The following is a 21,331-nucleotide window of genomic DNA, read 5'->3' as shown; positions in this document are numbered from 1 at the left end:
GGAGATGCGATGTGGAAAAATAATACTTTACTAATATATTTAGGTATAATTTTTTTTATAAATATTAATATTGCACAGGCAGCACCAACAACTTATGGACCTACGGGACTTATTGACATACCAACGATAGATGTTCCGCGCAATAATCAATTGGAATTGGGCTATTATCATTTGGATAGTGCAAGCTATGAAGTATTTGCACTGCCATTTTTTGATAATATGGAAATAAGCGGAGCGCTGCGTGATGAGAATAATAAACATAGTTTAAAAACGCTGAATATAAAATACAAAATAAAAAATGAAGGCATAGTAAAGCCAGGATTTGCAGTAGGCATCGATGACTTAGAGGAAAACCAAGGAACAGCGGCATATGTGGTTGTAAGCAAGGCTTTGCCATTTGGGCTCAGAATGCATAGTGGTATTGGAACAAGACGTTATAAAGATGGTTTTATTGGTTTGGAAACAAAATTAATTCCATTATCAAAAGGCGGGCAATTTCCTGATATGTCCTTTATGGTAGAGCATATTGATAAAAAAACATCATATGGAATAAGATTGGCGACAGCACGTGGTTTACAAGTTACGGCTGGCTGGCGCGACAAGGAGCCTTTTTGGGGTATTACATATACCGTACCATAAAAGTACTTGCAGTCAAAGAAAATGTCCTGTAAAATATAATAATATATGGCAGGGGGTCTATTATGTGTTATCAGACAACAGTGGCGCAGATGGTTTTATGTAAAGGTATTGGTCTCCATTCAGGGAAACCAGCTGAAATAAGGCTTTTACCAGCGCCAGAAGATACAGGTATTGTTTTTATACGGACAGATTTATCCGGAACGCCACAGATAAAAGCAGTGGCGGAAAATGTTACAACGACATTGCGAGCAACGACTATAGGTGATAATAATGCGCAGGTTTATACTATAGAGCACTTGATGTCAGCGCTGCATATTTGCGAAATTGATAATTGTTACATAGAAATAAATGGCGAAGAACCGCCGGTAGAAGATGGTAGTGCAGCCGTTTTTTTTGCTGCGTTGCAGAAGGCCGGACGAAAAACACTCACCAAAAAACGTAAGGAAATTGTTATTGATAAAATATATCGGGTAGATGATGGGGAAAAATTTGTTATTGCCATGCCTTATGATGGATTTCGAGTAAGTTTTACTTCCCTTAATGAGCATCCGTTAATTGGTGTTCAATATGCTGATTTTGAAATTGATGAGCATACATATGAAAAAGAAATTGCGTCAGCACGGACGATTGCCTATGAAAAGGAAGTAGAGCAGCTGCAGAAAATGGGACTCGGGCTCGGCGGTAATTTAGAAAATGTAATTGTATATAATGATAAAGGCTGGCTTAATAAATTACGTTATGAAAATGAGCTCGTTCGGCATAAAATACTTGATATTATTGGTGATTTACGTCTAGCTGGCGGGGTAATTAAAGGACATATTATAGCAGTAAAAGCAGGACATAAATTAAATACGCAGCTAGCTATAAAAATCAGGCAGAATATTGCCGATATTTAATATTGGAGGAACAAGCTATGATAGATATAAATGAAATTCAAAAGGTATTACCGCATCGTCCCCCGTTTTTATTAATAGATAGAATATTAGAAGTAGTGCCGTTTAAAAGTGCTGTAGGCATAAAAAATATCACAATGGGTGAAGCACAATTTCGTGGTCATTTCCCAGGGCATCCTATTATGCCAGGGGTACTTATTTTAGAAGCTATGGCACAAGTAGGTGGATTTGCTATGCTTTATCCAGAAGAAAATCGGGGAAAGCTGGCTTTTTTTGGCGGCATGGAAAACGTGAAATTTAAAATTCCTGTAGTGCCAGGTGATCAACTAGTAATGAAAGCAGAGCTTATGCGTGTTCGTGGCGATTTTGGTAAATTACATGCCGAAGCTTTTGTCGATGACAAATTAGCAGCGCAAGGTGATTTTACATTTGCTTTAAAAAGAGTGAAAGATGCCGATAAATAGCTGTATATGCTATAAAAAACAGGAATAAATCATAAATAAGCTTTAATGCGGGTATTTTTGCTGGTAAATGAAAGGTGGAAAAAAAATCCTCATTAGGATTATATTCATATAAGGGCGTTTTAGATGAATGGGCGTCGGTGAGGAGTAGGATTATGAATGCAGAAAATAAAGTAGTGGCATATATACATCCAACAGCTGTTATACATCCCCATGCCAAAATAGGTAAGGATGTACAGATAGGAGCATATGCCGTAATAGATGAGAATGTAGAAATCGGTCGGGGCACAAAAGTAATGTCCCATGCATATATAACAGGTTGGACAGGGATTGGTGAAGATTGTATAATTTATCCGGGTGCGGTTATTGGTTCCGACCCACAGGATTTAAAATTTAAAGGCGAAAAATCATATGTTTTTATTGGTAATAGAACAACCGTGCGAGAATGTGCAACGGTGCATCGTGGCTGTGGTGCAGAGACTGAAACACGTATCGGTGACGATTGTTTATTGATGGCCTATACACATGTAGCACATAACTGTATTGTTGGTAACAACGTTATAATGGCTAATTCAGCGATGATAGCAGGTCACGTTGTAGTTGAAGACCGCGTGGTTATTGGGGGGATTACAGGTGTACACCAATTTGTACGCATTGGTCGCAATGCCATGATTGGTGGGGCATCAAAATTAGTTCAGGATGTTGTGCCATATACGATAGTTGATGGGCATCCGGCTAAAGTAAGCGGACTAAATAGTGTAGGGATATCACGGGCGGGTATTTCTATTGATTCACGAAGAAATATAAAAAAGGCATATAAAATATTATATCGTTCTAACCTTAGCTTATCACAGGCGATTGAAGTGATTGAGCAAGATGTTGATTTGTGTGAAGAAGTAGAACATTTCCTGCGTTTTTTACGAAATGCTGAACGAGGCATATGTCGCAGCCGTAAAGAAAATATGGATTAAAAGGGGATAAAAAATGGAAGCTATAGGCTTATTAGCCGGAGCTGGCCGTCTGCCGCTAGAATTAGCTAAGGCAGCAAAAAGCATTGGGATAAAAATATTTGCTGTGGCCTTATTAAATGAGACAGATACAGAACTTGAAAATACAGTGGAAAAATTTGCAAGAATAAATATTGCTAAATTAGATGAAATTATATTATTTTTTAAAAATAATAATATCAATAAAGTGACAATGCTGGGAAAAGTTACAAAAGAACTTTTATTTACTGGACAGCACGAACAAATGGATGCACGGCTTATAAAGTTATTGATGACAGTTAAAGACAAAAGCGACGATACTTTGATGTTAGCCTTTGTTAAAGAATTAGCCAGTGAAGGCATTGAAACATTGGATCAGACAGCCTTACTGAAAACATTTATGCCTGGCGCCGGTGTTTTTACATATAGACAGCCTAGTGACGAAGAAAAGGCTGATGCTGAATTTGGTTTCAAGATTGCCAAAAAACTTGGTGGTATCGATGTTGGGCAAACTGTAGTAGTAAAAAATCATGCTGTTATGGCATTAGAGGCAATTGAAGGAACCGATGCCTGTATATTACGTGGCGGTAAGCTAGCGGGTAAAGATGCCGTGGTAATAAAAACCGCTAAGCCAGGGCAGGATAATCGCTTTGATGTACCAGCAATTGGCGTAAAAACCATTAAGTCAATGATTGAGGCAAAAGCCAATGTATTAGCTTTTGAAGCAGGCAGTACTTTTATTGTTGACAAAGAACAGGTTCTTTCATTAGCCAATGAAAATCAAATCACAATAATAGCAATATAATAATAGGCGCGGCGGATTTTCGAAATTGATTATCCTCGCGTCTTTTTCTGCCTGATAAGATTTAATATATATGATAGTCGGAGAGTATAATGCACAAGATAATGTTTTCTGCTGGAGAAGTATCAGGCGATATGCATGGTGCTAATTTAGCAATGGCGTTAAAAAAAATAGAGCCGGAGATACAGCTGATTGGTTTTGGTGGCAGTCAAATGCAAAGAGCCGGTGTAGAGTTAATTGCTGATATGAGCGATTATAATGTCATGGGTTTTTATGAAGTACTGTTGAATTTACGCCACTTATTTAGGCTGCGCAGTACATTAGTACATGCCATGGAAATTGAACGCCCGGATGTACTAGTACTGATTGATTACCCGGATTTCAACTGGCGATTAGCGCCATTGGCAAAGAAATTAGGTATACCAGTTTTTTCCTATATACCGCCATCAGCATGGGCTTGGCGTAAAGGAAGAGCTAAAAGTGTAACAAAGCAGGCTGATAAGATTGCGGCAATTTTTCCATTTGAAACACAGGTATATAAGGATGCTGGTGCTGATATTGAATTTGTTGGTAATCCGCTGATCGAAACAGTAACGCCAAGCTTATCGAGGGAGCAATGCTGTGAAAAATATGCTGTTGATAAAAATAAAAAAAACATATTGTTGCTGCCAGGCAGCCGCAAGCAAGAAATTGAGGCAGTATTTCCTATAATGTTGGCGGCTGCAAAAGAATTCATTGGAAAATATCCGCAGACGCAGCTGCATTTGGCAATAGCGCCGGGAATAGATAAAGTGAAATTGCAAAATATAGTCAGAGGTTTTGCTTTAGATATACAATATCATGCTGATAATACATATGATGTGATGAGTATCTGTGATGCGGCTATAGCAACATCGGGCACGGTTGTTTTAGAGGCGGGGCTGTTAGGCCTGCCGGTAGTGGTTTTATATCGAATGTCAAAAATTACGTATTATATCGCTAAAATGTTTGTAGATGTGAAATTTTTTAGTCTGCCTAACATTTTAGCACAGAAAAAAATTATTCCAGAATTACTGCAAAATGATGTAGTACCAGATAAGATTGTACAAGCATTAGAAAATTTACTTGGTGCTGATAATGATAAAGTAATTTCGCAATTGAAAAATATACGTAGTATGCTGGGGACGTCAGGCGTATCGGAGCGGACAGCAAAGCTGATATTGCAACTGGCCGATAAGTAGTATGAAAATGATTGAATCAGAATCAATCTTATGAATAGGGATGAAGTATGGAGAATTATAAGAGACTTTTATTGTTTATAAAACCGTATATACCACGCTTGGGCATGGCTGTTATTTGTATTATATTTGCTGCGGCAGCCAATCTTTACGTGCCATGGATAATAAAAGACCTTATTGATAAGGTTTTGGCACAGAAGGATATGACAACGCTTAATATGCTGGGGATTGGTATTATTGTTGTATTTTTCTTTCGTGGTCTATTTTATTATGGACAAACATATCTCGTTTCTTATGTGGCGGAAAAAGTCATAATTGATATACGGGAAGTGTTATATAAGAAATTTCAGGAGTTTCAGCTGTCTTATTATGAAAAAAAACAGACTGGAACAATTATGAGTTATATAACAAATGATGTGGCAGCTTTACAGAATGCTTTAGTCAATAGTCTTATTGACTTAGTAACAGAAGTGTCTATCTTCATTGGTTCGGTTTGTATGATGTTTTATCTTGACTGGAAGTTGGCATTATTAACAATTGTAGTTGTTCCATTAATAGGTCAGGCCATGAAGATATTTGGCAAAAAACTTAAAGTTAGCGGGAAAGTAGTGCAGGAACGTACTGCTGATATTACGTCTTTACTGCAGGAGAGTATTTCGGCAGTGAGGGTTATAAAATCTTTTGTGCGGGAAGATTATGAAATAGAACGGTTTCAAAAACAAAATTACTTAAATTTCCGCGCCAATATGAAAAGCGTACAGCTTATGTCGATGCTTACACCGACAGTGGAATTTTTAGCAGCTATTATTGTAACGCTTATCTTATGGTTTGGCGGCTATCAGGTTGTACATGGACATCTTACAGCTGGTTCATTAGTTGCTTTTTTGACTTATGCGGTTAATTTAGCTAATCCGGTAAAAAGAATCAGCCGTGTATTTGGAACAATACAAAAGGCAATGGCAGCAGCAGATAGGGTTTTTTCAGTACTCGATACCGAAGAATCTATTCATAATAGAGATAATGCCATTATTTTGCCAGAAGTTGAAGGGCGCGTTGAGTTTAAGGATGTTGTTTTTGCTTATGATAAAGGTCGCCCAGTAATCAATAATCTTAATCTTACGGCAAAACAGGGACAAGTTATTGCTATTGTTGGACCAAGCGGTGCCGGCAAGACAACCATTGTAAATTTGATTCCGCGTTTTTATGATATAACATCAGGTCAGGTTCTGATTGATGGGTATGATGTTCGTGATGTAACAATAGATTCCCTGCGTGAACAAATTGGCATAGTACCGCAGGAAACAATGCTGTTTAGTGATACTGTAATGCATAATATTCGTTATGGTCGATTAGAAGCTACAGATGAAGAGGTCATTGCGGCTGCTAAGGCGGCTAATGCCCATAATTTTATTTTAGATTTAAAAGATGGCTATGATACTAAAATTGGTGAGCGTGGTATTTCGTTATCGGGCGGACAACGCCAAAGAGTGGCTATTGCCCGGGCAATATTAAAAAACCCACGTATTTTAATATTGGATGAGGCAACTTCGGCACTTGATACAGAAAGCGAAGAACTAGTTCAAGACGCGCTTGATAAATTAATGGTGGGGCGCACCTCTTTTGTAATTGCGCACCGTTTGTCAACTGTTTTGCAGGCAGATAAAATTATTGTTATGGAAAATGGTGAAATGAAAGAAGCTGGAACACATGCGGAACTATTGGCCAATAATGGGTTATATAGCCATTTGTATAATATCCAGTTTAATGATAAAAAATCTAGGCAGGTGTGATTAATGCAAATACTATATAATATTGTAGTTGTATTGCTGATAATTATGCTGCTGCCGTATTTTCTTGTGCGTCTGATAAAGGAAAAAGGGTTTGGCGAGCGTATGAAGCAGAGTTTTGGTTTTTTGCCCAAGCATGCGTTAGATAAGGTGGCTAAAAAAGACTGTATATGGGTACATGCAGCATCAGTAGGCGAAATTGTGGCTACCAGCCCGCTTATAAAAGAATTTCGCAGAGAATTTCCCCATATTCCCATATTGATATCAGTAGTTACTTGTTCAGGTTATACGATGGCTAATCGAATAATAAAAGATGCTGACAGCATAATTTATTTTCCGTTGGATCTGCCATTCTTGGCAGCTAACACCGTAAAGAAAATACGGCCGCGCATTTTTTTGCCAGTGGAGACCGAATTATGGCCAAATTTGCTTAAAGCAGCACGTCGCTATAATGTTGCAGTAATGATGGTCAATGGCCGAATAAGCGATAAAAGCGTCAAGCGATATCAATATATGTTCAGTTTATTAACAGATATGATAGGAACTGTTAATAAATTTGCCATGCAGTCGGAAATTGATGCTTCCTATATAATGCGTTTAGGGGCAGATCCCAAGATGGTGGCAGTAACTGGCAATACAAAATTTGACCAAACATATACAGATGTATCTGATAAAGAAAAAATGCAACTGATTTCTGAAATGGGTTTAGATACGGCTGAGGGAATTATAATTGCCGGCAGCACCCATAAGGGAGAAGAAAAATATATCCTTGATGCTTTTAAACAGGTCAGACAGATTTTTCCAAAAATAAAAATGATAATAGCACCGCGTAAAATATCACGTAAAGAGGATGTAAAAATGATATGTACGCAGTCCGGATTTTCTGTGGCTTTTCGTACTGATTTGAAGGAAAAATGCTCATATGATCATGATATTGTTATTTTGGATACTATTGGGGAACTTGGTAAAATATACAGTACAGGTGATGTCATATATGTTGGTGGCAGTCTTATCCCACATGGCGGACATAATATACTGGAGCCAGCGGCACATGGCAAAGCAATAATTGTTGGCAAGAATATGTTTAATTTTAAAGATACCTATATGCTGTTCACAAAAAATAATGCCTGCATAACAGTGGAAAACAGTGCAGGACTTGGTAATGAAATTGTAAATTTATTTAGGCATCCGCAGATTCGTCATGATATGGAAGCGGCCAGCTTAAAAATAATAAATGAAAATAAAGGTGCGTCGCGCCGTTCAGCATTAATACTGCGTGAAGTCTTGGAGAGTTTAGGAGAAAATCCTAAGACATTATCGGTACCGTCAACTGAAGCCGTGGAAAATTTCCAGACGTATTTATTTGAATTAGTTCATGGTCGGCGAAAAAAGAATCTTACAGGCCATGTAATAATAAGTATATTAGATGTTTTTTCTTTTATATATGAAAAACTCGTAAATTTAAAATTATGGTTGTATAAACGTAATTTACTGCAACAAGAAAAAATAGACTGTTATGTTATAAGTATTGGCAATATAACAGTTGGCGGAACGGGAAAGACACCAACATCACAGCGTTTAGCTAGAGAAATAAGTAGTATGGGCTACAAGGTGGCAATACTGAATCGTGGATATCGCGCTAAATGGAAGGGCGATGTCGGAGTGGTTTCTGATGGTAAGGAACTGTTAATGACAGCTGCACAGGCCGGTGATGAAGCTTATTTATTGGCTAAGAATTTACCGGACGTTCCGGTATTAATTGGTCCAGACCGTTCTCTTACAGGACAGTATGCTATTGAACATTTTGGCGTGGAAATTGCGATACTGGATGATGGTTACCAGCATTGGCAGCTAAAACGCGATCTTGATATATTATTGGTTGATTCGATAAATGTTTTCGGTAATGGTCATGTATTGCCGCGCGGTACATTGCGGGAATCACTAGCACATCTTGACAGAGCTGATATCTGTCTGTTGACAAAAGTAGATCAAGCTGCACCACATTCTTGTGAATATATTAGGGAAACATTGGCGAAAAACAATGATCATGCCTTAGTAGTTGAGAGTATCCATAATCCTAAGGGATTTGTTGAGATAGGTGATTGGTCAACAAATATTGGCTGCAGCGGCAAAAAAATAAACGAAATGGCGGGCTGTAAAATAGTGGCTGTTTCGGCAATTGGTAATCCTGCGTCGTTAGAGCAGACCTTACAAAGTATTGGTACAGTTATCGTAGAAAGTATTCGTTTTCCTGATCATCATGATTATACAACAAGTGAGATTGCAGCAGTGATGGAGCAGGCGCAAAAACGTGGGGCAGAGGCTTTGGTGATAACTGATAAGGATGCTGTTAAATTTCCTAAAGAAATCATTAATAAGGAAAATAGAATTCCTATATATATAATAAGTATTGCAATTAAGTTCCAAAAAGGTGCTGATGAATTCCAAACATATTTACAGGAACATCTGCCGCCAAAGAATAAATAACAATTAGTCAATGCAATATTTGGTGAAGGAGAGCAATACGTAATGAAAATAATTTGTATTATACCAGCACGTTATTCTTCGACACGACTGCCGGGAAAACCGTTAGCTGATGTTGCAGGTAAGCCGTTGGTAGTAAGAGTATATGAACAGGCGATAAAAGCGGCTGTGCCTGATGATTTTATTGTTGCTGTTGATGATAAACGTATTTATGAAGCGGTAGAAAAAGCGGGCGGAAAAGCTATTATGACCCGCAGTGATCACTTTACAGGAACGGATAGGTTGGCTGAGGCTGCCCAGAAATATCCTGATGCCGATGTTATTATAAATATCCAAGGTGATGAACCTCTTATTGAGCCTAAACTCATTGATAGATTAGGCCAATTGTTTATTGAAGATGATACATTAATGATGGCAACGGTGAAAACACCAATGCTCGAAGAAGAAAAAAATGAGCCGGGCAATGTAAAAGTAATTACTGATAAAAATGATTATGCCATATATTTTTCGCGCTCATTAATACCCTATCCACGTAATGATAATAATGTGCCGGTTTATAAACATATCGGTATATATGCTTACCGCAGAGAGTTTCTCCTTAAATATGCCCAGATGGAACCAACACCATTAGAACAGACGGAATCATTAGAGCAATTACGAGCTATTGAAAACGGTTATAAAATAAAAGTAATAACTTCAGATAAGAGATTTATCGGGGTGGACACACCCGCGGATCTTATAAAAGTCAATGAATATTATAAGCAGAAAGAAGGCTGTTAACATGAAAAATGTAAAAATAGGTAATTTACAGGTAGGACCGGGCAATCCTTTATTATTGATAGCAGGACCATGTGTACTGGAAGGTTATGAAAGAAGTCTTAAAATTGGTAAACAGGCTAAGGAAATTGCTGATAAATTAGGCCTTTCTTATGTATTTAAAGCATCTTTTGATAAAGCTAACCGCTCATCTTATAAGGGGTTTCGCGGACCGGGAATTGAGGAAGGTCTTGAAATTTTACATAAAATCAAAGATGAACTCAATGTGCCGATTATAAGTGATATACATACGGAAGAACAGGTAGCACCAGCAGCTAAAGTGCTTGATGCTTTGCAAATACCAGCATTTTTATGTCGTCAGACCGATTTATTATATACAGCAGCTAAAAGCGGCTTACCAGTTAATGTAAAAAAAGGTCAGTTCCTTGCACCTAAAGATATGCAAAATGTTGTTGATAAACTCGAAAGTGCAGGCAATAATAATATTATGCTTACTGAACGTGGAGCTTCATTTGGCTATAATAATTTAGTTGTCGATATGCGTACTTTTCCTATAATGCGTTCATTTGGTTATCCGGTAATATTTGATGCTACGCATAGTGTACAATTGCCAGGCGGTGGCGGTACTTGTTCAGCAGGAAATCGTGAATATGTTGAATATCTGACACGGGCAGCAGTGGGGGCTGGTGTAGACGGCTTGTTTATGGAAGTACACGATAATCCAGAAGAAGGCTTGTCCGACGGTCCTAATATGGTTAAGCTTGATAATTTAGAAGCAATATTAAAAGATGCTATAGCTATTCATGAAATAACAAAAAAACATTTTTAAAATAAAATGGTTGGGGGATTTGATATGCAGGGGTCAATAAATGAAAAAGCAATAGAAACACTAACGATTGAATCGGATGCGGTAAAAGCTCTAATACCACATATAAATGATGAATTTGAAACTGTAGTAAAAGCAATATTGGATTGTAAAGGCCGGGTTATTTTAACTGGCATGGGAAAATCGGGACATATTGGCAGAAAAATTGCAGCAACCTTAGCAAGTACTGGTACGCCGTCATTTTTTATGCATCCAGGTGAAGCTTTTCATGGTGACTTAGGAATGGTTACAGCTGATGATATAGTTATGGCTCTGTCACATAGCGGTGAGTCAACTGAAGTTGTAAACATACTGCCAATAATTAAAAGAATTGGTGCATCAATAGTTGCTATGTGCGGTAAAAGAGATTCTTCTTTAGGCAAATATGCTGAGTACTATGTTGATGTCAGTATTGAAAGAGAAGCTTGCCCATTAGGATTGGCACCTACTGCCAGTACAACAGCAACATTGGCTATGGGGGACGCGATAGCTATTGCATTATTATCGGCACGCAATTTCACAGCTAATGATTTTGCCGTATTTCATCCCGGCGGAGCATTGGGTCGCCGGTTGTTATTAACGGTGGAAAATGTTATGCACAGCGGCGAGGATAATCCTATTATTGCTAAAGGTAAAACTGCTAAAGAAGCTTTATTTTTAATGACTGATAAAGGATTAGGTGCAACCTCGGTAGTCGATGATAATGGTAAATTTATTGGACTTGTCACTGATGGTGATATAAGACGTGGTTTGGCTAAAGGAATCGAATTTTTAAATGAACCGGTTGAGCATATGATGTCCAAAGCACCGCTTACAATCGCTAAAAATAAAATGGCAGCGCAAGCATTAAGCATTATGGAAAAGCATAAACCTCGTCCAATTACTGTATTACCGGTAATAGATGAAGCAAATAATCCTGTAGGTATAGTACATCTTACAGATTTATTGCGTCAGGGTGTGGTATAATGCAGTTAAAACAGCAAGCTGAACAAAAAGCCAATAAAATTCGGCTGATAATTTTTGATGTTGACGGTGTTTTAAGTGATGGAAAACTCTATTATGGTGATAATGGTGAAAGTTTAAAAACATTTTTTGTGCGTGATGGACTGGGAATAAGTCTCGCCCGACAAAATGGCATAAAAATAGCCATAATAACTGGTCGTAAATCACAAATAGTGGCTACACGCGGTCAGGAATTAAAATTTGATGCTGTTTATCAAGGGCAATTATATAAGCTGGATGCTTTCGCTAAATTAAAACAGGAGTTTTCGGTAACAGATGAACAGATAGCTTATATTGGTGATGATATAGTTGATTTACCAATAATGACTAAAGTTGGCTTTGCAGCAGCTGTAGGAGATGCTGTGCTTGAGGTACAGCAAACAGCACATCTTGTCAGTGATTTTGCTGGCGGAGCAGGTGCCGTGAGGCAGATAGTAGAATTTATATTAAAGGCACAAGGAAAATGGCAGCAGATAATTGATGATTATATGCATGAAGCTAATTCTGCTAAATTATTTGATAATAAGGCACAATAAAGTACTAAATGACATAAGCTGGAGAGGAGAAGAGTCGTTTTGCAATACAAAATATTGAAGTTTTTGAGCTTTTGCGTTTGTTTGCTGCCGCATAAATGTTTAATGTATATGGGAAAAGGATTGGGAATAGCATATTTTCATCTGATAGCAAAGGAGCGTAAAAGGGCCATTGCACAAATGCGAGCGTCTCTTGGCAATACGGAAGAGGAAGCGGCAAAAATAATAAAGGAATCCTTTATAAATATGGGAAGAACCTTTATGGAAATACTTTATATGCCGCGTCTTAATAAAGATAATATAAATGATTATGTTGATCCCGCAGGGCTGGAAAAACTGCGGACGGCATTAGACGAACAGCATGGCGTAGTAGTTCTTACAGGCCATGTGGGAAATTGGGAATGGATGGCGGCAGCACTGGCTTTTAATGGTATGCCAACAACTACAATTGTGAAGCCGCAGCCCAATTTACAGCATACGCGTATTTTAAATGAATATCGTGAAATGGTTGGGGTAGAGGTTTTTGCCCGAGGTACAAGCGAACTTTTGGCAGCAGCAAGAGCATTAAAAAAAGGTAAAATCCTAGGATTTTTAGCCGATCAGGATGCAGGTCCTGGTGGTGCATTTATTGATTTTTTAGGGAAAAAGGCTTCCACGCCTTTAGGACCAGCTGTTTTTGCCCGTAAATTTTCTTCACCGGTAGTGCCGTTATTTATCGTGCGACGGCCTGATGGCAAGCATCGCCTTATTGTAGGTGATATTATGCGGTATCATGATTCAGGTGATGAGGATAAAGATTTATTTAATTTCACTACTGAGATGACACGTTTTGTGGAAAAGGTAATAATAGAAAACCCTACGCAGTGGTTGTGGTTTCAAAAACGCTGGAATACATCAGAAGATGAAATGAAAATAAAACATCATGTAGCAGGAAGACGGTAAATATGAAAAAATTTAAACAAGATAAAAAGAAGCTGGCTATATATGTTTTTATTATATTTGCTATCGGTATTTGTGTATGGGCAGTAGTAACTAAGCCAACACCGGAAAATAAATCACAGCAGCAGATAAAAAAAGAGAACACCATGAAATATGGTGCTAATACTATCGTCGAAGAAAAAAATGGCAAGAAAATATGGGAAATAAAGGCCGATAATATCGATATGAATGTTACAACTAAAATGGCTGAATTGAAAAATATTCATGGCAAGTACTATGGTGATGATGGAAAAGTACTTACAATAACTTCACCGCATGGTTTTTATGATGATGCTAAGAAGAATATTATTCTCGATAAAAAAGTGCATGCCGAAGATAATGCCGGACTCAAATTTGATGCGGAAAAAGTGACTTGGGATAATGCTAAGGCTTTATTTACAGGTGAAGGCAAGGTTAAGATCGTGCGCGACAATATGCAGGCTACTGGTGATAAAATTGAAAGCAACAATGGTTTTACTGCTTTTAAATTATCAGGTAATGCTCATATAATAAAAGGAGTACAATGATGGCGATAAATTCCAAATTTAAAATAGTGTTTATAATGTCATTTTTAACGCTGGCACTTTGTATGGGTAACGTTTTTGCTGCCAGCAATAATAAACCGACAGAGGTAAATGCTGATACTATAGAATATAATACACAAAGTGGAGTCATTACAGCTACGGGAAATGTTGTCATGGTGCAGGAAGGTTCTAAAATTACCGGACAAAAGGCAGTATATAATACAAAAACGCAGCAGGGCAGTGTTACGGGCAATGTTGTAGCCGATAAAGATGATCTGCATATGACTGCTAATGAAATATTTACTCAGGGAGCAAATAATCTTGTTGCCAGCGGCAATGTAGTAGCACATAAACAAGATAAAACAATAACAGGCAGCCGATTGGAGTATAATTCGCAAACGGATTATGCCGTTATGCCTAATGGTGGAACAATAGTTACAGCCGATGGCAGTATAACGGGAAACCATTTGGAAGCATATATGAAAGAAAATCATTTTATAGCAACAGGCAATGTTCATATAGTTAGTCAGACGCGTAATATTGATGCCTATAGTGATAATGCTGATTATTACAGCGATGGCAGTGGTAAAGCTATTTTGCAGGGACATGCAGTTGCCATGCAGGACAATAATACGATCCGCGGCGATAGATTGACATTATATCTAAATGACGCCGGTCAAGCTGCAGTAAAATAATTTATAAAATTTAATACTTGCTAATGAGTCTTACCCTCCAGCAGATGCGGGCATGGTATGACACAATTAATAAAATATAATAAAAATAAAAAACTGGTTGTTGCCGGGCTTTTATTGTATACTAAAAAGTGCATATTTATATGCACTTTTTAGTTGGTTATTATGTACGAATCTGTTTTGGGGGTACTAATTTGAAGATAGAAGCCAAAAATCTTATAAAAACATATAAGGGACGAAATGTCGTCAATGATATTTCGCTTACAGTAAATAAAGGGGAAATAGTAGGACTGCTAGGGCCAAACGGTGCTGGTAAAACGACTACATTTTATATGATAATCGGGCTGGAACGACCGACAGAGGGAAATATACATTTGTCGGATATGGATGTAACCAAACTGCCTATGCATAAAAGGGCAGAGCTGGGCATCAGTTATTTGGCACAGGAATCATCTATTTTTCGTAAATTGACTGTGGAAGAAAATTTAATGGCAATTTTAGAAACGACAGGAATTTCTAAGTCAGAGCAAGAAAAGAAAAAAGATGATTTATTAAAAGAATTTGGTTTGGAGCATGTAAAGACAAGACAGGGAATGCAGTTGTCTGGTGGTGAACGACGTCGTGCAGAAATCGCTCGCTGTTTGGCTTTAGAACCGCAATTCATATTGCTTGATGAACCATTTGCCGGTATCGATCCATTGGCTGTTGCCGATATCCAAAATATAATTGCGTATTTATGCAAACGCGGTATGGGAATATTGATAACAGATCATAATGTGCGTGAAACACTGCAAATAGTCGATAGAGCATATATAATGAATTCAGGCAAAATACTTGTTTCCGGTGATAGTGAAACAATAGCCAATAGTGAAGTCGCAAGAAAATTTTATCTTGGCGACAATTTTACCTTATAGGAGCAACTGTACATGCGAATTTTAGACCGATATATATTAAAAGAAGTATTACTGGCATTTTTATTTGGCATATTTGCTTTTTCTGCTGTTTTTATCGGCTCGGGTACATTGTTCCGAATTGCTGAATATGTGACAAAATATGGTGCGTCGTTTTCGGCAGTAGTCCGATTATTTGTTTACAGCCTGCCAGGAATTATGTTATGGACATTTCCTATGTCCATGCTGTTGTCGGCCCTGCTGGTTTTTGGACGTTTATCAGGCGGCAGTGAAATAACAGCAATGAAGTCCTGCGGCATAAGTTTCTATCGTTTGATGCGCCCAGTAGTTATTATGGGTTTTTGTGTAAGTTTATTTGCGATTGCCTTTAATGAATATGTTGTGCCATGGTCCAATCAGGCTTATTCTGATGTGGTAAATTATGAAGTGAAACACAGTTCGGCACCACAGTCACGTGAGCATATTATCCTAAAGGACATAAAAGACGGCAGCATTCAGCGGCTTATTTATGCACGTCGTTTTGATGCCAAGAAAAACCGCATGGAATGGATTACCATGCAGGATTTTGAAAATGGTAAATTAGTGCGGGTAGAAAATGCCGATTATGGTGAATGGCTCGGTAATAGCTGGCTCATGCATAATGGCATAATTTATACGATAGCTAACGGCGAAATGTCACATACAATGCATTTTGCCACACAAAAACTGCCGATACAGGACAGTCCTGATAATATCGTTCGGGCCCAGAAAAAACCAGAAGAAATGACCATGAAAGAATTAACTGAGCAAATTGCTATAATGCGTAGCCAGTATGTTGATACTACCGATTTACAGATAGAATTATATCAGCGCATTACCATTCCGATGGCTAGTCTTATTTTTACATTGATAGGAGCACCATTAGGTTTACAGCCTAATCGCAGCAGCTCGTCAATTGGTTTTGGTCTTAGCATAATTATAATATTTATCTATTATACCCTGATGACCATTGCCAGTGTTATTGACAGAATTGGTATACCGCCGGCATTGGCGGTATGGATACCTAATATTATAGGGGCTGTTATTGGTATGTATCTCATTCGTAAAGCGGCACGATAATAATAAAAGAAAAGTGTTGTTAGTAAAAAGGAGGGGTATATAATGCATGGAATTTTATTGATGGCAGTACTTATTATTGTTGGTGGAATAATAGCTTTTATTGGTGACAGACTTGGCAGTAAGGTTGGTAAAAAAAAGCTTACTTTGTTTGGTTTAAGGCCGCGCCATACGTCAATAATAGTGACAATAGTAACAGGTTTTGCTATTACTACAATAACATTTGGCATTTTGGCAATTACCTCTAAAGATGTGCGGACAGCACTTTTTGGTATGGAAAAATTACAGCAGCAGATTAGTTTGTCACAGACTAATTTAAATAAGGCTAATAAAAATTTGCAGCTAGCACAGTCTCAGCAGACAAAAATGGAAGCAAGTCTAAAAAAAACACGTATAGAACTTGATGATGCGAAAGATAAAACGCGGCAAATGAAAGCGCAGCAGGAAATTTTACTGACGGCTAATACTAATTTAGAACAACAAAATGTCTACCTTGATGAAAATAATAATAAGCTTAAAATTTACAATGAAAATCTCAAGGGTGAAAATAGTAATTTACAGCAGAATAATGACAATTTGCAGCAGCAAAATGATGATTTAGCTCAGCGCAATGGTGATTTAAGCAGTAAAAGAATTATTTATCAGGCTGGTGAGCTTATTTTTGGCGGTGTAGTGCCGGCCACTACAGACCGGAATGCTGTACGGTCAAATTTTGCTAAATTAATAACTATTGCCAACGCCAAGGTTGCTGCTAAATCAGGCGAAACAACTGTAAAAGAAGGTTTGTGGCTTTATCCCAGTGAGTATGAAAGTGCTATAGATAAAATATGTTCTTCTGATAAGGATATGGTAGTTCGCTTAATTGCCGCTGCTAATTTAGTTAAAGATGAACCGGTAAGAACTAATATTGAGCTTTATCCTAATAAAATTGTTTATCAAAATAGAGAATTGGTAGCAACTGGCGATTTTGAAGTCGATGGTACACAGGCAACAGCACAAAAAACATTATTTAAATTTTTGCATGATATAAATAAAATTGCTTCCGCCAATGGTATGCTGCCCGATCCGCTGCGTGGTTCCATAGGCGTTATAAGTATGGATCAGCTGTATAGTGTAACTGATGAATTGACTAAATATAAAGGTAAAATATTATTGACGGCCTATTCACAGGGAAATACCAATATTTTAGGACCATTGCGCTTAATATTGAAGGTAAGGCAAGACAACAATGAATAAAAAATATATAATAGCCATAGATCCAGGGCGGGAAAAATGTGGAATAGCTGTATTATCAATTGATAATACAGTTATTTTTCATAAGACCGTGCTTAAAAATGATTTGTTTCCCTGCATGGATGAACTGCAAAAAAAATATACTATTGCTGCTGTTGTAATTGGCAGTGGAACTACCAGTAAAAATGTTTTACAGCTATTGCAGAAAAAATACCAGCAAATAAGTATAGCTGTAATCGATGAATACAGGACAACCGATGCGGCTAAAAAACGTTACTGGCAGGAAAATCCGCCCAAGGGCATAAAAAGACTTATACCAAGAGGAATGCTCATTCCGCCGGTGCCTGTCGATGACTGGGCAGCGGTTATTATAGGCGAAAAATATTTGAAAAATCTAGGAATAAAGGGAGAAAATGATGGAAAAAAGACAATTAAAGAAGCTGATTGATATAGCAAAAGGCCGCCAAAAGGCCGATTTTGTCTTGAAAAACTGTCGGGTAGTTGACGTATACAGTTCCCAAATAATAGAAGGCGATATAGCTGTCAGTGATAATTTAATTGCTGGTATCGGGCAATATGAAGGAATTCAAGAAGTGGATGCCAAGCGTGCTTTTATACTGCCGGGACTTATTGACAGTCATATCCACATAGAATCTTCCTGCGTAAGCCCCGAAGAAATTGGGTCCCTGCTCGTACCGCATGGAACATCAACAATAATAGCTGACCCGCATGAAATAGCTAATGTTTGTGGATTGTCAGGCATAGATTATATGGTAAATGCTGCGAAAAACACTAAGCTGGATATACAATATGTTATGCCCTCATGTGTGCCGGCAACGCCGTTTGAAAACGCTGGAGCGAATCTTAGTGCTGCGGCAATAAAAGATTCAATGGCATCGGATGAAATATTAGGATTAGGCGAATTTATGAATTTCCCCGGCGTTATAAATGCTGATGATGAGGTTATGGCAAAACTGCTGACGGCCAAGAAAAATAAAAAAATAATTGATGGACATGGGCCGGCTTTAACAGGTACGGATTTAAACGCTTATGTTGCTGCTGGCATCAGTAATGATCATGAATGCTCAACAGTTGAGGAAATGACAGCTAAAATTGCCTGCGGCATGTATATATTATTGCGTAATGGTTCTGCTTGTCGTGATCTACCGCATCTATTGCCTGGAGTAACAGCAGCTAATGCCAGACGATGCCTATTATGCTCCGATGATCGTCAGCCGAAAACGATTTTTGATAAGGGACATTTGGAAGATCATCTGCGTATTTGCGTTAAGGCTGGTATTAATGCCTTTACAGCGATACAAATGGCAACACTTAATGCTGCTGAATGTTATAATTTGACGGACAGAGGTGCTATTGCTCCCGGTAAAAGGGCTGATTTTGTCTTAGTGGATAATTTAGAGGATTTTAATGTAAGCGATGTTTATATTGGCGGGATATTAACAGCCAGTAATGGCAAATATCTGCCACAGGTTGAGAAATATCCTATCGATACAGTAACGGGCAGCTGCCATGTTAAAGATTTTACTGTTGATAAACTGGCATTAAAATTAAAATCGGATAAAGTAAAAACAATAGAAATTTTAGCTGATGGTGTAGTAACAGGTAATGGTAAGGCTCAGGTTAAATTGTTTCCTGATGGGGAATTTATATATTCACCTAAAGACGATATTGTTAAAATAGCAGTTATTGAGCGTCATAAATATACAGGTAATGTAGCAGTGGCATTATTGCAAAATTATGGCATAAAACAGGGTGCAGTGGCTGTTTCTATTGCCCATGATTCGCATAATATTATTGTTGTTGGTACAAATGATAAAGATATGTATTTTGCTGCACAGACTTTAATTGAGCAACAGGGCGGGATTGTACTAGCTTTAGATGGTAAGGTTATAGCACATATGCCGATGCCAATAGCGGGAATAATGAGTGATAAAGATGGATATTGGGTAAGTGAACAGCTTGAGAAAATTCATAAAGCAGCGTATGGACAGCTCAAAGTAAATCGTGAGCTTGACCCGATAATGACCTTGTGTTTTATGTCACTGCCGGTAATACCACAATTAAAGATTACTGATATGGGCTTATTTGACGTTGAAAAATTTGCTTTTACTACAGTTGAATTATAAATAATATTAGATTTAATGGAGTGGAGATTATGCGGGAAATAGTTATGCTGGGAACGGGCAATGCCATGGTAACAAAATATTATAATACCTGCTTTGCCATAAAACTACCTAAAGAAACATTTTTAGTTGATGCGGGCGGCGGCAATGGCATATTAGGGCAGATTGAAAAAGCCGGTATTGATTATGTCGATATCCACCATATGTTTGTAACTCATGGACATACTGATCATGTGCTTGGTGTAGTATGGATTATCAGAAAGATAGCAGCTTTACTTGCAGCCAGTAAATATACTGGCAAATTATATATATATGGACATGCAGAAGTTATAAGTATAATTAAGAGTATTGCTGAGCTTACCCTAAAGAAAAAGGATTTGCAGCAGCTCGATAAAAATATTGTTCTTACTGTTGTTTCTGACGGAGAAGAAAAAGACTGTATGGATATGCATATTACGTTTTTTGATATACTTTCCACCAAAAAACAGCAGTTTGGTTTTTCAGCTGTTTTTGCCGATGGTTATAAACTTAGCTGTTTAGGCGATGAACCCTATAATGAACATTGTAAAGATATAGTTGTGGGCAGTGATCTTTTAATGTCAGAGGCTTTTTGTTTATATGCTGACAGGGATAAATTCAATCCGTATGAAAAACATCATAGTACAGTTAAAGAGGCTTGTGAAACAGTACAAGGACTTAAGGCCAAAGCTGTAGTTTTATATCATACTGAGGATAAAACATATCCTGAGCGTAAGGTAAAATACAGTGCTGAGGCTAAACAGTATTTTAGGGGCGGTATTTATATTCCGGATGATTTGGAAAAAATAAAATTTTGAGCAGTAACCATATTGGATGATTTCAATATGGTTTTTTTTATTGGCGGGCATTGCTTATTTCGCTTTTTTAGTGTATAACTATATATATACTTTTACATGATAAAGACTTAACGAAAAAAAGATAATTGTAATAGGAGAGTATTATGAGTAATCCAAAATTGAAAGATGACTTAAATGACCATTTGTGTGAAGCGGTATTGAGCTTGGAAAATATAGAAGAGTGTTATCAGTTTTTTGAAGATATATGTACAGTAAGTGAAATAAAATCGATGGCTCAGCGCTTGGAAGTAGCGGCTATGCTGCGTAAGGGACATATTTATGAAGAAATAGTGGAGCGTACCGGAGCTAGTACAGCAACTATAAGTCGGGTTAAGCGCTGCTTAAATTATGGTGCAGATGGTTATAATATTGTACTTGATAGATTAGGTGTGCAAAAAGACAGTGAAGCAAAGAATGGAGGAAGAAAGTAATT

22 protein-coding genes are annotated in these 21,331 nt (G+C 37.7%); all 22 read left to right on the top strand.

All coding sequences use genetic code 11. The features are described from left to right. The first annotated feature begins 9 nt into the window (after nt 1-9). The 22 genes from HNR32_RS07360 to HNR32_RS07255 all read left to right on the top strand — a co-directional run bounded on the left by HNR32_RS07360 (nt 10) and on the right by HNR32_RS07255 (nt 21,329). Complete coding sequence (locus HNR32_RS07360; protein ID WP_183861216.1) at nt 10-639, top strand: YjbH domain-containing protein; 630 nt, start codon at nt 10-12, stop codon at nt 637-639. 62 nt (nt 640-701) lie between these two features. Beyond that, entirely contained in the window at nt 702-1,535 is an 834-nt protein-coding gene (gene lpxC, locus HNR32_RS07355; protein WP_183861214.1) for a UDP-3-O-acyl-N-acetylglucosamine deacetylase, read from the top strand. Between the two features lie 17 nt (nt 1,536-1,552). Further along, on the top strand, nt 1,553-1,996 hold the full coding sequence (gene fabZ / locus HNR32_RS07350; protein WP_183861212.1) for a 3-hydroxyacyl-ACP dehydratase FabZ: 444 nt from the start codon (nt 1,553-1,555) through the stop codon (nt 1,994-1,996). Nucleotides 1,997-2,148: 152 nt separating this feature from the next. Then, on the top strand, nt 2,149-2,964 hold the full coding sequence (gene lpxA / locus HNR32_RS07345; protein WP_183861210.1) for an acyl-ACP--UDP-N-acetylglucosamine O-acyltransferase: 816 nt from the start codon (nt 2,149-2,151) through the stop codon (nt 2,962-2,964). Between the two features lie 13 nt (nt 2,965-2,977). Further along, complete coding sequence (locus HNR32_RS07340; RefSeq protein ID WP_183861209.1) at nt 2,978-3,784, top strand: LpxI family protein; 807 nt, start codon at nt 2,978-2,980, stop codon at nt 3,782-3,784. An 89-nt stretch (nt 3,785-3,873) separates the two neighbouring features. Continuing rightward, complete coding sequence (lpxB, locus tag HNR32_RS07335; protein WP_183861207.1) at nt 3,874-5,001, top strand: lipid-A-disaccharide synthase; 1,128 nt, start codon at nt 3,874-3,876, stop codon at nt 4,999-5,001. A 47-nt stretch (nt 5,002-5,048) separates the two neighbouring features. Continuing rightward, nucleotides 5,049-6,788 carry an ABC transporter ATP-binding protein gene (locus tag HNR32_RS07330; protein WP_183861205.1) on the top strand — a complete coding sequence of 580 codons (1,740 nt, stop codon included), beginning with the start codon at nt 5,049-5,051 and terminating at the stop codon, nt 6,786-6,788. Between the two features lie 3 nt (nt 6,789-6,791). Beyond that, the gene (lpxK, locus tag HNR32_RS07325) at nt 6,792-9,272 is read left to right on the top strand and encodes a tetraacyldisaccharide 4'-kinase (RefSeq protein WP_183861203.1); all 2,481 of its coding nucleotides are present in this window, start codon (nt 6,792-6,794) and stop codon (nt 9,270-9,272) included. Between the two features lie 42 nt (nt 9,273-9,314). Next, on the top strand, nt 9,315-10,049 hold the full coding sequence (gene kdsB / locus HNR32_RS07320) for a 3-deoxy-manno-octulosonate cytidylyltransferase (RefSeq protein ID WP_183861201.1): 735 nt from the start codon (nt 9,315-9,317) through the stop codon (nt 10,047-10,049). Nucleotide 10,050: 1 nt separating this feature from the next. Next, complete coding sequence (gene kdsA / locus HNR32_RS07315) at nt 10,051-10,875, top strand: 3-deoxy-8-phosphooctulonate synthase (protein WP_183861199.1); 825 nt, start codon at nt 10,051-10,053, stop codon at nt 10,873-10,875. Nucleotides 10,876-10,899: 24 nt separating this feature from the next. Continuing rightward, the gene (locus tag HNR32_RS07310) at nt 10,900-11,877 is read left to right on the top strand and encodes a KpsF/GutQ family sugar-phosphate isomerase (protein ID WP_183861197.1); all 978 of its coding nucleotides are present in this window, start codon (nt 10,900-10,902) and stop codon (nt 11,875-11,877) included. After that, nucleotides 11,877-12,449 (top strand): KdsC family phosphatase, encoded by a 573-nt coding sequence (locus HNR32_RS07305; protein WP_183861195.1) that lies wholly within the window; start codon nt 11,877-11,879, stop codon nt 12,447-12,449. The genes HNR32_RS07310 and HNR32_RS07305 overlap by 1 nt, the downstream gene beginning before the upstream one ends. Nucleotides 12,450-12,488: 39 nt before the next feature. Then, the gene (locus HNR32_RS07300; RefSeq protein WP_183861193.1) at nt 12,489-13,388 is read left to right on the top strand and encodes a lysophospholipid acyltransferase family protein; all 900 of its coding nucleotides are present in this window, start codon (nt 12,489-12,491) and stop codon (nt 13,386-13,388) included. Between the two features lie 2 nt (nt 13,389-13,390). Further along, the gene (gene lptC / locus HNR32_RS07295; protein WP_183861191.1) at nt 13,391-13,951 is read left to right on the top strand and encodes an LPS export ABC transporter periplasmic protein LptC; all 561 of its coding nucleotides are present in this window, start codon (nt 13,391-13,393) and stop codon (nt 13,949-13,951) included. A gap of 35 nt (nt 13,952-13,986) precedes the next feature. Continuing rightward, nucleotides 13,987-14,643, top strand: a complete 657-nt coding sequence (locus HNR32_RS07290; RefSeq protein ID WP_260162575.1) for an LptA/OstA family protein — start codon at nt 13,987-13,989, stop codon at nt 14,641-14,643. 191 nt (nt 14,644-14,834) lie between these two features. Beyond that, nucleotides 14,835-15,554, top strand: a complete 720-nt coding sequence (gene lptB, locus HNR32_RS07285; protein ID WP_183861187.1) for an LPS export ABC transporter ATP-binding protein — start codon at nt 14,835-14,837, stop codon at nt 15,552-15,554. 12 nt (nt 15,555-15,566) lie between these two features. Next, the gene (locus HNR32_RS07280; RefSeq protein ID WP_183861185.1) at nt 15,567-16,649 is read left to right on the top strand and encodes an LptF/LptG family permease; all 1,083 of its coding nucleotides are present in this window, start codon (nt 15,567-15,569) and stop codon (nt 16,647-16,649) included. A gap of 42 nt (nt 16,650-16,691) precedes the next feature. Next, on the top strand, nt 16,692-17,882 hold the full coding sequence (locus tag HNR32_RS07275) for a DUF3084 domain-containing protein (protein WP_183861183.1): 1,191 nt from the start codon (nt 16,692-16,694) through the stop codon (nt 17,880-17,882). Then, a complete protein-coding gene (gene ruvX / locus HNR32_RS07270; protein ID WP_183861181.1) occupies nt 17,875-18,327 on the top strand; it encodes a Holliday junction resolvase RuvX in 453 nt (150 codons plus the stop codon). The genes HNR32_RS07275 and ruvX overlap by 8 nt, the downstream gene beginning before the upstream one ends. Then, nucleotides 18,296-20,026: an adenine deaminase gene (ade, locus tag HNR32_RS07265; RefSeq protein ID WP_183861179.1), complete on the top strand. Its 1,731-nt coding sequence runs from the start codon at nt 18,296-18,298 to the stop codon at nt 20,024-20,026. The genes ruvX and ade overlap by 32 nt, the downstream gene beginning before the upstream one ends. A 29-nt stretch (nt 20,027-20,055) precedes the next feature. Continuing rightward, the gene (locus tag HNR32_RS07260) at nt 20,056-20,859 is read left to right on the top strand and encodes an MBL fold metallo-hydrolase (protein WP_183861177.1); all 804 of its coding nucleotides are present in this window, start codon (nt 20,056-20,058) and stop codon (nt 20,857-20,859) included. Nucleotides 20,860-21,002: 143 nt separating this feature from the next. Beyond that, on the top strand, nt 21,003-21,329 hold the full coding sequence (locus HNR32_RS07255) for a YerC/YecD family TrpR-related protein (protein ID WP_183861175.1): 327 nt from the start codon (nt 21,003-21,005) through the stop codon (nt 21,327-21,329). Nucleotides 21,330-21,331: the final 2 nt, after the last annotated feature.

This window comes from Pectinatus brassicae, assembly GCF_014201835.1.
Lineage (GTDB): Bacteria > Bacillota > Negativicutes > Selenomonadales > Selenomonadaceae > Pectinatus > Pectinatus brassicae.
Note: the sequence above shows the minus strand (reverse complement) of the source record. Positions and strands in the feature narration are given on the sequence as shown.

Excerpts from the sequence above, each read along its gene's own strand:
- lptC (WP_183861191.1), top strand. The coding sequence starts at position 13,391 with ATGAAAAAATTTAAACAAGATAAAAAGAAGCTGGCTATATATGTTTTT.
- lpxA (WP_183861210.1), top strand. The coding sequence starts at position 2,149 with ATGAATGCAGAAAATAAAGTAGTGGCATATATACATCCAACAGCTGTT.
- lpxC (WP_183861214.1), top strand. The coding sequence starts at position 702 with ATGTGTTATCAGACAACAGTGGCGCAGATGGTTTTATGTAAAGGTATT.
- HNR32_RS07340 (WP_183861209.1), top strand. The coding sequence starts at position 2,978 with ATGGAAGCTATAGGCTTATTAGCCGGAGCTGGCCGTCTGCCGCTAGAA.
- HNR32_RS07255 (WP_183861175.1), top strand. The coding sequence starts at position 21,003 with ATGAGTAATCCAAAATTGAAAGATGACTTAAATGACCATTTGTGTGAA.
- kdsB (WP_183861201.1), top strand. The coding sequence starts at position 9,315 with ATGAAAATAATTTGTATTATACCAGCACGTTATTCTTCGACACGACTG.
- ade (WP_183861179.1), top strand. The coding sequence starts at position 18,296 with ATGGAAAAAAGACAATTAAAGAAGCTGATTGATATAGCAAAAGGCCGC.
- HNR32_RS07280 (WP_183861185.1), top strand. The coding sequence starts at position 15,567 with ATGCGAATTTTAGACCGATATATATTAAAAGAAGTATTACTGGCATTT.
- HNR32_RS07310 (WP_183861197.1), top strand. The coding sequence starts at position 10,900 with ATGCAGGGGTCAATAAATGAAAAAGCAATAGAAACACTAACGATTGAA.
- HNR32_RS07305 (WP_183861195.1), top strand. The coding sequence starts at position 11,877 with ATGCAGTTAAAACAGCAAGCTGAACAAAAAGCCAATAAAATTCGGCTG.
- HNR32_RS07360 (WP_183861216.1), top strand. The coding sequence starts at position 10 with ATGTGGAAAAATAATACTTTACTAATATATTTAGGTATAATTTTTTTT.
- HNR32_RS07290 (WP_260162575.1), top strand. The coding sequence starts at position 13,987 with ATGTCATTTTTAACGCTGGCACTTTGTATGGGTAACGTTTTTGCTGCC.
- fabZ (WP_183861212.1), top strand. The coding sequence starts at position 1,553 with ATGATAGATATAAATGAAATTCAAAAGGTATTACCGCATCGTCCCCCG.
- HNR32_RS07260 (WP_183861177.1), top strand. The coding sequence starts at position 20,056 with ATGCGGGAAATAGTTATGCTGGGAACGGGCAATGCCATGGTAACAAAA.
- kdsA (WP_183861199.1), top strand. The coding sequence starts at position 10,051 with ATGAAAAATGTAAAAATAGGTAATTTACAGGTAGGACCGGGCAATCCT.
- lpxB (WP_183861207.1), top strand. The coding sequence starts at position 3,874 with ATGCACAAGATAATGTTTTCTGCTGGAGAAGTATCAGGCGATATGCAT.
- lpxK (WP_183861203.1), top strand. The coding sequence starts at position 6,792 with ATGCAAATACTATATAATATTGTAGTTGTATTGCTGATAATTATGCTG.
- HNR32_RS07275 (WP_183861183.1), top strand. The coding sequence starts at position 16,692 with ATGCATGGAATTTTATTGATGGCAGTACTTATTATTGTTGGTGGAATA.
- ruvX (WP_183861181.1), top strand. The coding sequence starts at position 17,875 with ATGAATAAAAAATATATAATAGCCATAGATCCAGGGCGGGAAAAATGT.
- HNR32_RS07330 (WP_183861205.1), top strand. The coding sequence starts at position 5,049 with ATGGAGAATTATAAGAGACTTTTATTGTTTATAAAACCGTATATACCA.